A 14,766-nucleotide genomic window follows, 5' to 3' on the forward strand; every position below is an offset into this window, starting at 1 on the left:
GGTTCCCCACCTGCGGATGGCAACCGTGTCGCACGGGCTCACCAACGAGCCTACCCATCATGGGGATACCCACGGGCGGGAAGCGGTCTGTCCTGCGGCGCCGCACCGTTGACGCGTTGAAGACCCCGGAGAGGTGGTGGCCTCCCGGGGCGTAGCCGACAACCACCACGAGAACTCGGCGGCGAGCCGCCGGCCATGACCCCCGCCGCCCCCCTGCACCCCGTGAGCCAGTGGGGGCGGCGGGTTCCAACGCCCCGACTTGGGGGCGTCCGTCCACAACAGGAGGTAGACGTGACCATCGCATTGGAACGTCCCGTGGGCACCACCGACCCGGCCACCCTGGTCCACCCCGAGCTGATGAGCCGGCTCGTCCATCGTGTCACCGGAGACCACCCGGAGATCAACGAGGAGACCGCCCGCCGCATCGTCGGCCAGGCCGCCGCGTTCATCGCCGCGTCCGGCCGGCAGCCCGGCCACTCCCTCGTCCCCAGCGAGCTGGTCGACTACGGCTGGCACGCGTTCATCCTGCACACCGTCGACTACGCCGCCTTCTGCCAGAAGGTCCTCGGCCGGTTCGTCCACCACGTCCCCGCCGACGAGGACGAGCAGATGCCGGGCGGCGCGGCGGCGGCCCGTGAGCGGACCATGAGCGCGATCCAGGACGCCGGGTACACGGTCGACGCCGAACTCTGGTACTCGGCCGCCGACTGCAACCAGTGCCACGCTGGATGCCACGACAGTCCCAAGAGCGGCTGACACACCGGCACCCCATGTAAGACACTCCAGCCGTCCGGTGTCACAGCCGGGCGGTTGGCCCTACGAGCGGAGCAGGCAGTGACAGACACGGCGATCGCCTGGGACACCTACGCGCGTCAGCGGCCCGAGCGGAAGCCGACGAACGCCCGCGGTGAGACGACCTGGTTCAACTGGACTCAGTACCCCGACCACGGCCCCGGGGCGGAACTCCTCGGCCTGCCGGCCGGTGGCCGCGTGCTGGATCTCGGCTGCGGCAAGGGCGGAAACGCCGCGCACCTGGCGCGGCTCGGCATGGAGGCGGTCGGCATCGACGTGTCGGCGGCGCAACTGCGTGCGGCCGAGGAGCGGTGGGGCGGTATGCCAGGGCTCGACCTGGTGCGCGGGGACGCCGTCTCCTACTTGCACGGCGCCGCTCACTTCGACGCGGTGTGCTCGGTGTACGGGGCGGTGTGGTTCACGGATCCGGCCGTCTTGCTGCCGGCCGTGCGTGAGCGCCTGCGACCGGGCGGCACGCTGGTGTTCTCGCAAGGGCCGCCCGTAGAGGGCTGCTACGGCTGCCAGGCCTCATACATTCCGCGCGGCACCGACGAGGACCCGCTCGTCGTGAAGCGCTGGGACTACGAGCCGAAGGTGTGGGAGCAGCTGCTAAGCCAATACGGCTACACGGATGTACGCACGCAGGTCCTGGCCGCGCCGCCCGGCCCGCGCACAGTCGGCACGCTGATCGTCCAGGCCCGCGCCTGACGGCCCTCCAACCGCCCTGGTGGGTGCCCCCCCTCGCCGGCCGGGGCCGCTCCATGTCGTGGCGCGTAAACGCCGCCGTGCACGGGAAGAGCTGTCCCTGGGGGTATCAATGGCTCGTTATGAGTTCGGCTGGTTCAAGAAGAAGATCTACTTCACCAAGCAAGAGACCGAAGACGCGGCAGACGTCGCGTCAGCTGCTGCCATCATTGCGGCCGCGATTCCGGAACCGACGGTCAGTAAAGCCCTCGCAGCGTATGCAGGGCTGGTCGCGCTCTTGGCCAAGCGGGCCCTGAAGAAGGATCAGGCCCTGGGGTTGATGTGGGTCGGGCCTGGCGGGGCTCCTATCCCGTTCCTTCATGACGATGTCAAGCAACCTCACCACTGATGTAACGCTCTGTGACCGTTGGCAGTGGCGTCACAGGCGCATGTTGGGGTTGCCGGACACAGGTCGGTCCCATCCACGCCGGCTTCCCAGGACGGGGCGGGCACCGGGGCTACTCGCCATGATCGTCTGCACTTCGGGCGAGCATCGGGCGAGCCAACGATGTCCAAGCCCCCGAAACACACCGAAGCCCCAGATCAGATGCGCTCTGAACTGGGGCTTCCTCGTAGGCCCTGTGGGACTCGAACCCACAACCAATGGATTAAAAGTCCACTGCTCTGCCAATTGAGCTAAGGGCCCAGGCGATGTTGCCACCCCGAGCATAGCCGGAGGTGGCCGTGTCGCCGATCAGGTATCGGGGACACGGCCGTGCCGGATGGGAACGACGGGCCGGGGCGGGTCCGGAGTGTCAGGGATCGACCGGTTCGGGGGCGTTCGCGCGAGCCGCCTCACGGGCGCGGGTCCGCTCGTGTGCGGGGTTGAGGAACCAGTGCCGGGCCGAGGCCAGCCACCACGTCGAGGCGAAGCCGAGGACGGCCAGGACGGCGAGGGGGGCGTAGTTGAAGGTCTCCCAGGTGACGGGGGAGACCTGGGGCAGCATGAACAGGACCGTGATCACGCCGACCCACACCACCGACACCACGCCCACGATCCGCGACCAGCGGCCCAGATGCCACGGCCCGCGTTCGAAGGCCTCCCCCTTCCGCAGCCGCAGCAGGGTCGGGATGACGTACGCGATGTACAGGCCGATCACGGCGATCGACGTCACCGCCGCGTACGCGGTCACGTTGATCAGGTACGGAAGGCCCAGGACCAGCGCGCTGCCCGCCGCCAGCCAGACCGCCGCCACGGGCGTGCGCGTGCGCGGGTTGACCGTGTGCCACACGCGCGAGTACGGCAGGGCGCCGTCGCGCGAAAAGGCGTAGATCATGCGGCTGTTGGCCGTCACCGACGCCATCCCGCAGAACAACTGCGCCCCGATCACGACCAGCAGGAGCATCTTGCCGGCCGTCGCGCCCAGCGCGTCCAGCAGGATCTGGGCCGGCGGCGCGCCCGTCGCCGACCCGAGGGCACCGTCGTACGACTGGATCGCGAAGGTGAAGCCGAGCAGCAGGACGAAACCCGCTATCCACGACGTCCAGATCGAGCGGACGATCCCCTTGGGGCCCGCCGTCGACGCGTCCCGGGTCTCCTCCGTCATGTGGGCCGAGGCGTCGTAGCCGGTGAAGGTGTACTGGGCCATCAGCAGGCCCAGGAGGACGACGTACACCCCGCTGCCCCAGCCCGTGTTGTTGACGAACTCGCCGAACACGAAGGACGCGGACTGGTGCTGGTCGGGCACGAAGGTCAGCGCGCCGACGATCACCGCCACGCCCAGCACGTGCCACCAGACGCTGACGCTGTTCAGCAGACCGACGATCCGGACGCCGAAGGTGTTCAGCAGGCCGTGCAGCACCAGGATGCCCGCGAAGAGCAGGACCGTGCGGCCCGCTGTCACCTCGAAGTCGAACTGGAGGTTCAGGTAGGCGCCGAGGAAGGACGCCGCCCCGAAGTCGATGCCCGCGGTGACCGCGACCTGGCCGAGCACGTTGAACCAGCCCGTGAACCAGGCCCAGGCGGCCGCGGTGCGGGACGGGGCCAGGCGGTGCGCCCAGAAGTAGAGGCCTGCCGACGTGGGGTACGCCGAACAGATCTCGGCCATCGACAGGCCGACGAAGAGGGTCATCAGGCCTACGGCCACCCAGCCCCACATGATCACGGCCGGGCCGCCCGTGTTCATGCCGAACAGATACAGCGTCAGGCAGCCCGAGAGGACCGAGATGATGGTGAAGGAGACCGCGTAGTTGGAGAACGCCGACATGCGGCGGGCGAGAACCTGCGTGTAACCGAGCTGGGCCAGCCGTTCCTCGTCCGTGAGATCCGTATGCCCGCTCGCTCTGGCGTCATCTGTCATGCCCCCAGCAATTCCCCTGCCGGGGGCGTGACACACGTCACAACTTGGCTAGAAAAGGCCCTTGTAGCCCTGCCAGCCGCTCGTGATCTTCACCCGGGCCCCGAACGACCCCTTGCCGTCACCCGCGTTGCGGTACAGATTGCCCGCCGAGTCCCGCACCACCAGGTCGCTCCTGCCGTCCCCGGTGATGTCCCCGACGCCGACGACCGCGTTGTAGGTACCACCCCAGTTGGAGAACACCTTCACGCGGGCGCCGAACGTGCCGTTGACCTTCCCGAGGTACCGGTACAGGTTGTTCGCCTTGTCCTGGGCGAGCAGGTCACCCACCCCGTCACCGTTCAGGTCACCGGCCCCGACGACCTTCTTGTACGTCTTCCAGTTGTCGTAGAGCTTCACCCGCGCCGACAGCTTGCCCGCGCTCGTGCCCTTGTACAGGTACACCGTGCCGGTCGACGCGTTGCGCGCGACCAGGTCCGGACGGCCGTCGCCGCTCACGTCACCGGGCGCGGTGAGCAGGTCGTACTGGTTCCAGCCGCCGGCCGAGAGGGTCGTGTACGACGTCGTCGGCTTCAGCGCGGCACCGCAGCCCGGCTTGTACAGCCGCAGGGCGCCACTGCTCAGCCGTACGAGCACGTCGTTGCAGCGGTCCCCGCTCAGGTCCCCGAAGGGCACCGGCCTCACCGAGGTCGCCCAGCCGCCGCCGCTCACCTTCCCGGAGAACGTGCCCTTGCCCGTGCCCTGCTGGAAGGTCAGCGCGCCGGAGGAGTTGAGGGTGAGGAGCTCGCCGAAGCCGTCGTCGCCCACGTGGTCGCGACGGACCGCCTCGCCCTTCACCAGCCGGACCGTACCGGTCACCGTCAGCGGGGCGCCGACGCCGTCCGCCGGGGTGACGGTGACGGTCCAGTCGTAGGAGCCGTTCGGCAGGTACGCGTCCCCGGTCCCCTGGGGGTCGAGACCGCTCCAGCCGACGTTCAGCTCACCCCGCGCGGCCGTGCCGTCCACGCGGTCGCCGTAGACCTTGCCGGTCGCACGGTTGCGCACCCTGACGTCCCAGCCGGAGGACGGCTTCGACAGCAGCAGGGTGGTCAGGGTGTCCGGCGTGGTGTCGAACGCGCGCGCCTTGACGGACGACGCGTTCACGGCCGGCGCGAGCAGCCGCAGCGGCTGCTGCTGCACCCCGGACGGTACGAGATGCACGCGCCCTTGGCCGTCGACGTAGGCCGCGTTCGCGCCCGCCTCGTCGACCGTCCAGCGCACGTCACGCTGCGAGACGCCCGTGTCCGGCAGATCGCCGATCACGCGGTTCGCGGGCGTGCCGTCCGCGACCGTCGTCAGCGTCAGCTTCCCGTCCTGCTTGTCGTGCGTGACGACGTACCCGTCGCCGAGCTTGGCCTCACCGGTCGGCACGGGCACGGACTTCTTCGCCGTACGGTCGAAGACGCCGGCCTTGCCGTCGCAGGCCCAGTACAGATAGCGGCCCAGCGCCTGGAGTTCGGCGGGCGTGCACCCCGCGTCGGTGGTGAGGGTCTCGGTGGTCCTCTTGGCGGTGAGGCTGTACGCGGTGACGCTGCCGGCGGTCGTGCCCGTCGTCCACAAGACGTCGCCGGACAGGGCGGCGGCGCCCGGGGTGCGGGTGACGGACGGGGTGCCGTAGTCGCCGACCTTGTAGACGTACTGCTTGTCGGTGTCCGTGTAGAGGACGTACCGCCCGGACACGTCGGTGATACGACCGCCGGCCGGCACGGCCCGTTCCCAGAGCCGCGCCTCGGTCGGCCCGTTGACCCGGATCAGGTCCTCTGTGTCGGAGTTGGTGTGCTCCAGCCAGGCGATACGGCCGTCCGCGGTGCCGAAGACCTGGGAGCAGGCGACGTCGTTCGCCGGGCAGGTGCCGACCACCACGTCGGAGACGAGCCGGGGCGTGAACTCGGAGCGCTCGCCGAACTCGGGCGTGCCGGTGGCGGCGACGGTCCGCACGTAGTCGTTGCGCTGGGTGCTGCCGCTGGTGTCGGTGACGACCAGACGGCCCTGCTCCAGGGAGAGGCCCTGGATCGGGGCCGGCGGCTTCGGCAGGGCCTTGACCTGCGTGACGACCGGCTTGCCGGCCGGATCGGCGTGGATGCGCTGGATGCCCCAGTCGTCGGCGGCGGTACGGCCGACGGCGAGGGCGGTGCCGTTCGACACGGTGGACAGGCCGAGGCGTGTCGAGGTGAGCAGGGTCACCGCGGGGCCGCCCGCGAGGGGCTGCGCCGTCACCTGGTCGTTGCTGAGGCGCTGGACCAGCCAGTCGCCCACCAGCGCCAGGTAGTTGGCGGTGCTGCTTCCCGTCGGGGTCACCTCGACGGGGGCGGCCGACAGGTCGGAGCGGGGCACCACCAGCACCTTGGTGCCGCGCGTCCGGCTGTAGACGGCGACGTGGTCGGGCGAGAGCTCGACGTAGGCGTAGGTGTTGGCGGGCAGCGGCCGGGTCCAGCTCACGACCTGGGCGGTCGTACGGTCCAGGGCCACCATGCGCGGCGTGCCGTCCAGCATCGCGTTGAAGAACAGGCCCGAGGCGTCCGCGCCGCGTGGATGCGAGAGCGTCATACCCGCGGGCAGCCCGCCGACCTCCTTGTCGACGACGGACCCGTCCGCGCCGACGGTCAGCAGGTGGACGACCCGCTTGGTCGTCCCGTCCGCGCCGGTGACGGCCTGGTGGGTGACGACCGTCGTGCCGTACACGGCCAGCAGACCCTGGCCGGCGGGCAGTTGGACGGTACGGGTCGTACCGTCCACGGCGTTCCACAGGTCGATACGGCCGCCGGAGTGGCGGTACGCGAGGACGTCGCTGCCCGTGCCGGAGACGGCCACCGAGCTCGTCGCCACCGGCGCTTCGAAGGCCTTGCCGTCGGCGTACCGCGTCCACAGGTAGCGGGAGCTGTCCTCCTGCCGGTAGAAGACGCCCTCGGTGCCCGCCCCGTCCGTACCTGCGAGGTTGTCCGCGGCGTGGAGCGAGGCCACCAGATTCGTGCTCCGCAGCGCGGCCGGCACCACCGTCTCCTGCGGCACCTCCGCCGCCGACGCCGACGGCAGCAGCGGACTCAAACCGGCCGCGAGTGCGGCAGACGCGGCTGCGGCGACGGCCGCGCGTCTCGCTTTCGACCGGCGCACTAAGACATGACGAGCCAAGGTGGTCCTCCCCGGAAAGCAAAACGAGAGGGAGCGCGTTGCATCAGATGCCCCCCGGCCCCCGGCCGTCGCATCCCTCTCAGAAGTCGGCTGATCTTACAGTCTCTTCACAGCTGGGCGGAGAGCGTTTTCTGCCGACCGCCCTCGACGCACGAAAACGCCGTGGCGCCCGGAATTCCGGGCGCCACGGCGCTACTGCTCACTGCTCAGGGGCGGACTCAGCCGTTGCGCTTCCAGCGCGGCTTGTCGTCACGGCGACCGAAGGTGCCGGTGCCCGTGCCGGTGCCGGTGGTGCCGGGTCCGCTGCCGCGGTGGTCGTCACGACGGCCGGAGGGGCGGTCGTGGCCGGAGGAGCGAAAGCCGGGGCGGTCACCCTGGCGGTCACGGTTGAACGGACGGTCGCTGCCCCGGTGCCCACCGCGCTCGTCACGACGCTCGAAGGGACGGGCCGGACGGTCGTCGCGGCGGAAGCCGCCACGGTCGTTGTCACGGCGCTCGAAGGAACCGCCGCCGCCACGGTTGTCGTCACGACGCTCGAAGGAACGACCGCCACCACGGTTGTCATCGCGACGCTCGAAGGAACGGCCACCGCCACGGTTGTCGTCACGACGCTCGAAGGAACGACCACCGCCACGGTTGTCGTCACGACGCTCGAAGGAACGACCACCGCCACGGTTGTCGTCACGACGCTCGAAGGAACGACCGCCACCACGGTTGTCATCGCGACGCTCGAAGGAACGACCGCCACCACGGTTGTCGTCACGACGCTCGAAGGAACGACCGCCACCACGGTTGTCGTCACGACGGAAGCCGCCACGGTCGTTGTCGCGACGCTCGTACGAGCGGCCGCCACGGTCGTCCCGGTCCGCCTTGTCGACGTCCTGCGCCGCGGGCTGCTCGGGAACGGAGACCTCGGCCGCCGCGGCCTGCGCCTGGGCAACCGCCGCCTCGGGGTCCTCGCCCTGCTCGCGGGCGACCCGGGCCACCAGACGGTCGGCCTCCTCGCGCAGCTCCGTCGCGCGGCGCTGCGCCCGCTCCAGCTCCTTGGTGAGCTGGGCGACCTCACGCTCGGCCTGCTGCGCGGCGTTGCCCGCCGACTCGGCCTGGACCTCGGTCATCGAACGGGCGCCGGTGATCTCGGCGACCTCGGGCTCGAAGGCCGTACCGGAGTTGATGATGTGACGGCCGGCGTCGACGCCCGCGTCCTCCATCAGCCGGAAGATCTGGCGGCGCTGGTGCGGCAGGGACAGCGAGACCACGGTGCCGGTGCGGCCGGCGCGGGCCGTGCGGCCGGCGCGGTGCAGGTAGTCCTTGTGGTCGCCGGCCGGGTCCACGTTCAGGACCAGGTCGATGCCGTCGACGTGGATGCCGCGGGCGGCGACGTCGGTGGCGACGAGGGCGTTGACGTAGCCCTTCTTGAAGTCCTCGAGCACCCGGGTACGGGCGCCCTGCGTCATACCGCCGTGCAGCGCGTCGGCCTTCACGCCGGAGTCGCAGAGCTGCTCGGCGATGCGGTCGGCGCCCAGCTGGGTGCGGACGAAGATGATCGTGCGGCCCTTGCGGGAGGCGATCGCGGCGGTGACCGGCGCCTTGTCCTTGGGCTTCACGATGAGGATGTGGTGCGACATGGTCGTGACGTTGCCCTGGGCGCTGTCGACCTCGTGCGTCACCGGGTTGGTCAGGTAGCGCTTGACCAGCGTGGAGATCTCGTTCTCCATCGTGGCCGAGAACAGCATGCGCTGGCCGCCGCCCGGGATCTGGTCGAGCAGCTCGGTGACCTCGGGCAGGAAGCCCAGGTCGGACATCTGGTCGGCCTCGTCGAGGACGGCGACCTGGACGTTCTCCAGCGAGCAGGCGCCGCGGCTGATGATGTCGCGCAGACGGCCCGGGGTGGCGACGAGGACGTCGACGCCGCGCTCCAGGGCGTAGATCTGGTTGCTCATCGACGTACCGCCGCAGACGACCTTCATCTTCAGGCCGAGGACGTCGCCGTACGGCTGGAGCGCGTCCGCGACCTGCATCGCGAGCTCGCGGGTCGGCGTGAGGATGATGCCGCGGGGCTTCTTCTTCTCGGTGTGACCGCCGGACAGCGTCGCGAGCATCGGCAGACCGAAGGAGAGGGTCTTGCCGGAGCCGGTGCGGCCACGGCCGAGGATGTCCTTGCCGGCCAGGGCGTCCGGGATGGTCGCGGCCTGGATCGGGAAGGGGGAGGTCACGCCGTTCTGGGCGAGCTTGCGCACGACGCCCTCGGGGAGACCGAGGCTCGCGAAGGTGACCTCGGGTGCGTCCTCGGTGCCCACGGTCTCGGGCACGACAGTGCCCTCGTTCTCGGGCACGACGACGTGATCAGTACTGGAAATGGACATGCGTATGCGAAACCTTCCGGAGTCTCGTCGGCACGCGCCCGTCAACTCCGTGTTTCGCTATACGACCGCCTCTATGCGGTCCGCCACGGCAAGGGAGAGAGTACGCGCCACACGGCGCGCTCTGTGTCGGCGCCGGGCAATGGGGTCAAACGATCTATTACCATACGCACCGACCCCCCTTGAAGGCAAACCGAGCCCATCACCGCAGGTCAGACGGGTCTAAGCCGGAGTCCCCGCTTCCGGTGCCGGCTCCCGCTCGCCCAGTTGCGGCCCCGGGGGCTCGTGCGCCGAGGACGACGGCTCGGCGGCCGTCGGCGAGGGCGGCGGAGACGGGGGCGGCGGGGACGGCGACGGCTGCGGCTGCGGCTCGACCGTGCGCGTGGGTGTCGGCTCGGCCACGGTCGGCTCCGGCACGCCCGGCTTGTCCGGCTTGCCCTTCCCCGGCTTGCCCTTCCCCGGTTTGGCGCCCGCCGAGGCATTCGCGCTCGCCTCCGCCGACGCCGACGCGGACGGCGAAGCCGACTTCCCCTTGCCCTTCTTCCCCTTGCCGCGTCCGTGCTTGCCGTCCTCGGCCGCCGCGCCGATCCCGGCGGCGCCGCCCGACACCGCCGCCCCGCCGTCGGGTTCCTCACCACCCCGCTGGCCGGCGGAGTGCGAGGGCTTGGCGCTCCCCCCGCCGCCGTCGTCGCCGACGCTCAGGCAGCCGGCGGCAGCGGCGACGGCCATGACCGTGGCGGCCAGACGGACGGGTACGTACAAGGGGCGCACGGGCAGCCACCTCCGGGGGAGGGTGAAGGAGTCAACCTGCCCAACTCCCGCCGCCCACAAGAGGACACGCGACCCGCGCCGGCGGCCCTCACCCGTACCCGAGCGCGTGCAGCCGGGCGTCGTCGATCCCGAAGTGGTGAGCGATCTCATGCACCACCGTCACCTCGGTCTCCTCGACGACCTCCTCCCGCGACCCGCACATCCGCAGCGTCGGCCCCCGGTAGATGGTGATCCGGTCGGGCAGCACTCCCGCGTACCACTCGCCCCGGTCGGTCAGCGGAGTCCCCTCGTACAGTCCGAGCAGCTCGGGATCGTCCTTCGGCGGCTCGTCCTCGACGAACACCGCGACGTTGTCCATCAGCCGCGTCAACTCCGGCGGAATCCGGTCCAGCGCCTCGGCGACCAGTTCCTCGAACTCCTCGCGCGTCATCTCCAGCACAGGCCCATTGTCCGGTACGCGGCAGCCGTATGAGAGTCGTGGGCACATCGCATATCCACGTGATCAGGTGGGCATACGGGACCAATGGCCCGCGTCCCCGTCGCCGTCCGGAACATCGTGAACCCCCTACGCAGGACCCCGCGTGCCCTCGCCCGCCACTACCGCACCCGCCGGCCCCACCCGTCCTTCGAACTCGTCCGCCAGCCGCACCCCTGGGTCCGCGCCCTCGGCCTCGTCGCCGTGGTGGTCCTCGGCGCCTGGCTCGGGCTGCTGATCGTCGGCAACGTACGGACCCCGGTCGGGCCCATGAACACGACGATGACCCTGCGCCCGTCGCTCACCGGCGGCACGAAGATCAACGTCTCGCCGCTCGGCGCCCTGGAACTCGACAGCCATCACGCGCCCGTCCGGCTGGACGTCAACGTCGACCAGCTGGACCCGGTCCGCTCCCAGGCCCTGGTCGACCACCCCGAACGCCTCTCCGGCCTCCAGGACGAGGTCACCAAGGACGTCGAACACGGCACCCGCGACCTGGCTCTGCGCTCCTGCGTGGCCGTCGTGTCGGGCGCCACCGCCCTCGGCCTCGCGGTCTACCGCCGCCCCCGCCGGGCCCTCGCGTCAGGCGGCCTCGCCCTCACCCTCCTGGCCGCGTCCGGAGGAACCGCCTACGCCACCTGGAACCCGGAATCCGTCCTGGAACCGAAGTTCTCCGGACTGCTCTCCTCGGCCCCGTCCCTGGTCGGCAACGCGCGCAACATCGTCACCGAGTTCGACGTCTACCAGAAGGAGTTGGCGCGCCTGGTGACGAACGTGACCAAGCTGTACGACGCCACCTCCACGCTCCCCGCCTACGCGCCCGACCCGACCACCCTCCGGGTCCTGCACGTCTCGGACATCCACCTGAACCCGGCGAGCTGGCCGATCATCTCCTCGCTGGTGGAGCAGTACAAGGTCGACGTGATCGTCGACTCCGGCGACACGATGGACCACGGCTCGGCCGCCGAGAACGGCTTCCTGGACCCGATCGAGGACCTCGGCGCCCCGTACGTCTGGGTGCGTGGCAACCACGACTCCCGGACCACCCAGCGCTACCTGGAAGGCCTGAAGAACGTGCACGTCCTGGACGACGGCCGGGCCGTGACGATCGACGGCCTGCGCTTCGCGGGCATCGGCGACCCCCAGTTCACCCCCGACCGCTCGGAGAAGCCCGGCGCCGAGGAGTCCCAGGAGCAGGCGGGCGCCCGCCTGGCCGCCGCCCTGCGCGCCCAGACCGCCAAGGGCACGCCCGTCGACGTCGCCGTCGCCCATGAGCCGTCGGCGGCCCGCGGGGTGGACGGCACGGTCCCGCTGGTGCTGGCCGGTCACCTCCACCACAACGAGATGGAGGTCCTGAAGAACGGCACCCGCCTGCGGATCGAAGGCTCGACGGGCGGCAGCGGCCTGCGCGCGATCGAGGGCAAGTACCCCGACCCCATCGAGGCGTCGATCCTCTACATGGACCGTGACACCCGCCGCCTCCAGGCCTGGGACGAGATCAAACTGGGCGGCCTGGGTCTGACGACGGCCGAGGTCAGCCGCCATCTGGTGGAGGAGAACCAGCCGGGGGCGACCCACTCCCCCTCGCCGTCCCCCTCGCCGTCCCCCTCACCCGTCTCCTCCGCCCCGACGCCCACCGCCCCGTAATCCGTTTTGGCGATCCCTCCCGCCATCCCATATGCTTCTCACGTCCCCGACGCGCCGCGAGGCGCACAGGCGGCCCGATAGCCCTCATCGTCTAGCGGCCTAGGACGCCGCCCTTTCAAGGCGGTAGCACGGGTTCGAATCCCGTTGGGGGTACTTCACCGCATTGCGCCGAGCAGTCGGCGCAACCGCACGGTACCGAGCGCGACCGCCGTACCGACTGCGAGCACGAAGCACCCGAGCAGCAGGAAGTACGCCGCGAGGGGCAGCACCGCCGTCAGTCGGAACAACTGGCCTCCCACCACCACCCCCACGGCGCCGAACAGCCCGTTCACCGCGAGCAGTCGGCTGGTACTGCCGGGCGGGGCGACCGCGGCGGCCAGCGCCAGGCCGGCCGGTGCGAGCGCGATCTCGCCGCAGGAGTAGAGCAGGTAGACCAGCAGCAGCCAGTACGGGCCGACCGGGCCGTGCTCGGCGAGCCGGGCCGCGACCGCCATCAGCACGAAGCTCAGCCCGGCCGCGATCAGCGCCCCCGCGAACTTGACGGGCACGTCGACCCGCGGCCCCGCGCGCAGCCACAGCCGTGCGACGAACGGGGCGGCCAGCAGGACGAAGAGCGGGTGCACGGACTGGAACCAGCTGGCGGGAATCTCGAAGCCGAACAGGTCCCGGTCGGTGTGGCGCTCGGCGAAGAGACTGAGCACCGAACCGCTCTGCGCGAAGATCATCCAGAACGCGGCCGAGGCCGCCATCAGAGCGGTGAACCCGGCCAGCCGACGGCGCTGCCCCAGTCCCGCACCCGGCCCCGGCTCCGGCCCCGGCGCGCTGGTCCGGCGCAGTGAACGCAGGTACCAGAACGGCAGGGTGACCGTGGTCAGGCCGAGGACGGCGAGCACCGCGGGCAGCGGCAGCAGGCCGAGGGACGCCGGTGCCACCAGCAGCGCGCCCACCGCCGCCGTGGCCACCGCGGCACGTCTGAGCATCGCGGCGGCCTCGGCGGACGGCACCGGGCGGGACGGACGCGCGCCCACGTCCCCGTACCGGCGCCGGCCGAGGGCGAACTGGACCAGCCCCGCCGTCATGCCCACGGCGGCCGCGGCGAAGCCCAGGTGCCAGGCGACGCGCTCCGCCAGCAGCCCGGTGACCACGGGAGCGACGAGCGCGCTGACCTGGATGCACATGTAGAAGAGCGAGAAGGCCGCCTCGCGGCGGCCCTCCCCGTCTCCGCTGACCCCCGCGACCATCGCCGCCATGGCCGGCTTGACGAGGCCGGTGCCCGCCACGACCAGCAGCAGCCCCGCGTAGAGCGTGCCCGGCACCGGCACCGCGAGGACCACGTGGCCGCAGGTGATGAGCACCCCGCCGAGCAGGACGGCCCGGCGCGCGCCCAGCACCCGGTCGGCGAGCCAGCCGCCGGGCAGCCCGGCCATGAAGCTGAGCGACATGTACGCCGCGAAGACCGCGGTGGCCGTCTGCGGGGCCATGCCCAGGCCGCCGCGGGCCTCGGAGGCGGTCAGGTAGAGCACCAGGATCGCCGCCATGCCGAAGAAGCTGAACCGCTCCCACAGGTCGACCGCGAGCAGAGTGCCGAACCCGGGCCTACGGCCGCCCGCTGCCCCTGCCGGTGCGGCCGGGGAGGCGGCCGGTGAGGACTCCGGCGTGGTGAGGGAGGCGTCCACCTCCCCTCACCGGGCCGGTTTGAGTGCCACTCCGGACAGCATCGCGAGGTCCGGGTCGGGGGTGTCCGTCGGTTCAGGGCGCCACAGGGGGGCGCGGACCACTCCGGGGTCCAGCAGCTCGAAGTCCTCGAACAGGGCGGCGAGTTCCCGGTTGTCGCGCCAGATGACCTCGCTCACCGCGCCCCGGTACTGCTCGGCGGCCTCCGGCGCGGCCCGCGGGACCTCCTCCGCGCCGGCGTGCGAGATCACCAGGGCGCTGCCGGGCACGAGTCCTTCGGTGTACTGCCTCACCAGCGCGAGCGGGTCGTCGCCGTCCGGCACGAAGTGCAGTACGGCAGCGAGGATCAGCGCGACCGGCTGCCCGAAGTCGATCAGCCGGCGGGTGTCGTCCGCGTCCAGGATCTCCCGGGACTTGTACAGGTCGCCCTGGAAGACGGCCGCCCTGGGCTGGCCGGCCAGCAGGGCCCGGCCGTGCGCGACGGCCACCGGGTCGATGTCGACGTAGACGACCTTGCTGTCCGGGTGGGCGGCGAGGGCCACGTCGTGCACGTTGCCCTCCGCCGGGATGCCGGAGCCGATGTCCAGGAACTGGCGTATGCCGAGGTCCGACAGCTGCCGTACCGCTCGGCGCAGGAAGGCGCGGTTGGCCTTCAGGGTGGCGGGCAGGTCCGGGTTGCCGGCCGCGACCTTGCGCGCGAGTTCCCGGTCCGCCGGGAAGTTGTGGGTGCCGCCGATCCAGTAGTCGTACACCCGGGCGATGCTCGGGGTGTCGATGTCGACTTCCGGCGGTGCCCAGGCGGGGCGCTCGGTGCCGTGACGTTCCACGTTGTGTC

The 14,766-nt window shown here is 71.1% G+C and carries 11 protein-coding genes and 2 tRNA genes; 5 read left to right on the forward strand and 8 right to left on the reverse strand.

Annotated features, from left to right (window positions below):
* The first annotated feature begins 291 nt into the window (after window positions 1-291).
* The 3 genes from ACZ5XS_RS36250 (at window position 292) to ACZ5XS_RS36260 (ending at window position 1,885) form a co-directional block, all read left to right on the forward strand.
* Window positions 292-756 (forward strand): glycine-rich domain-containing protein, encoded by a 465-nt coding sequence (locus tag ACZ5XS_RS36250; RefSeq protein WP_468658658.1) that lies wholly within the window; start codon window positions 292-294, stop codon window positions 754-756.
* Between the two features lie 78 nt (window positions 757-834).
* Complete coding sequence (locus ACZ5XS_RS36255; protein WP_468658660.1) at window positions 835-1,500, forward strand: class I SAM-dependent methyltransferase; 666 nt, start codon at window positions 835-837, stop codon at window positions 1,498-1,500.
* 109 nt (window positions 1,501-1,609) lie between these two features.
* The gene (locus ACZ5XS_RS36260; RefSeq protein WP_468658662.1) at window positions 1,610-1,885 is read left to right on the forward strand and encodes a hypothetical protein; all 276 of its coding nucleotides are present in this window, start codon (window positions 1,610-1,612) and stop codon (window positions 1,883-1,885) included.
* A 224-nt stretch (window positions 1,886-2,109) separates the two neighbouring features.
* On the opposite strand, the gene ACZ5XS_RS36265 is transcribed toward ACZ5XS_RS36260, so the two are convergent.
* The 6 genes from ACZ5XS_RS36265 to ACZ5XS_RS36290 all read right to left on the reverse strand — a co-directional run bounded on the left by ACZ5XS_RS36265 (window position 2,110) and on the right by ACZ5XS_RS36290 (window position 10,574).
* Window positions 2,110-2,182: transfer RNA gene (locus tag ACZ5XS_RS36265), tRNA-Lys, on the reverse strand.
* 109 nt (window positions 2,183-2,291) lie between these two features.
* Window positions 2,292-3,836, reverse strand: coding sequence for an amino acid permease (locus ACZ5XS_RS36270; protein ID WP_468658664.1), 1,545 nt, complete (start codon window positions 3,834-3,836; stop codon window positions 2,292-2,294).
* Between the two features lie 48 nt (window positions 3,837-3,884).
* Window positions 3,885-6,917: an FG-GAP repeat domain-containing protein gene (locus ACZ5XS_RS36275; RefSeq protein WP_468658666.1), complete on the reverse strand. Its 3,033-nt coding sequence runs from the start codon at window positions 6,915-6,917 to the stop codon at window positions 3,885-3,887.
* 302 nt (window positions 6,918-7,219) lie between these two features.
* Entirely contained in the window at window positions 7,220-9,367 is a 2,148-nt protein-coding gene (locus ACZ5XS_RS36280; RefSeq protein ID WP_468658668.1) for a DEAD/DEAH box helicase, read from the reverse strand.
* Window positions 9,368-9,586: 219 nt separating this feature from the next.
* Window positions 9,587-10,135: a hypothetical protein gene (locus ACZ5XS_RS36285; protein WP_468658670.1), complete on the reverse strand. Its 549-nt coding sequence runs from the start codon at window positions 10,133-10,135 to the stop codon at window positions 9,587-9,589.
* 88 nt (window positions 10,136-10,223) lie between these two features.
* Window positions 10,224-10,574, reverse strand: a complete 351-nt coding sequence (locus ACZ5XS_RS36290) for a metallopeptidase family protein (RefSeq protein ID WP_217235999.1) — start codon at window positions 10,572-10,574, stop codon at window positions 10,224-10,226.
* A gap of 84 nt (window positions 10,575-10,658) precedes the next feature.
* Between ACZ5XS_RS36290 and ACZ5XS_RS36295 the strand changes: the two genes are divergently transcribed.
* Window positions 10,659-12,257 carry a metallophosphoesterase family protein gene (locus tag ACZ5XS_RS36295; protein WP_468658672.1) on the forward strand — a complete coding sequence of 533 codons (1,599 nt, stop codon included), beginning with the start codon at window positions 10,659-10,661 and terminating at the stop codon, window positions 12,255-12,257.
* A gap of 80 nt (window positions 12,258-12,337) precedes the next feature.
* Window positions 12,338-12,410, forward strand: a tRNA-Glu gene (locus ACZ5XS_RS36300).
* Between the two features lie 2 nt (window positions 12,411-12,412).
* Here the strand turns inward: ACZ5XS_RS36300 and ACZ5XS_RS36305 are convergent.
* Both ACZ5XS_RS36305 and ACZ5XS_RS36310 read right to left on the reverse strand, forming a co-directional pair.
* Entirely contained in the window at window positions 12,413-13,933 is a 1,521-nt protein-coding gene (locus tag ACZ5XS_RS36305) for a peptide MFS transporter (RefSeq protein ID WP_468658674.1), read from the reverse strand.
* Window positions 13,934-13,939: 6 nt separating this feature from the next.
* Window positions 13,940-14,758: an SAM-dependent methyltransferase gene (locus ACZ5XS_RS36310; RefSeq protein ID WP_468658676.1), complete on the reverse strand. Its 819-nt coding sequence runs from the start codon at window positions 14,756-14,758 to the stop codon at window positions 13,940-13,942.
* Window positions 14,759-14,766 lie beyond the last annotated feature (8 nt).

This window comes from Streptomyces sp. NPDC033131 (assembly GCF_055578365.1).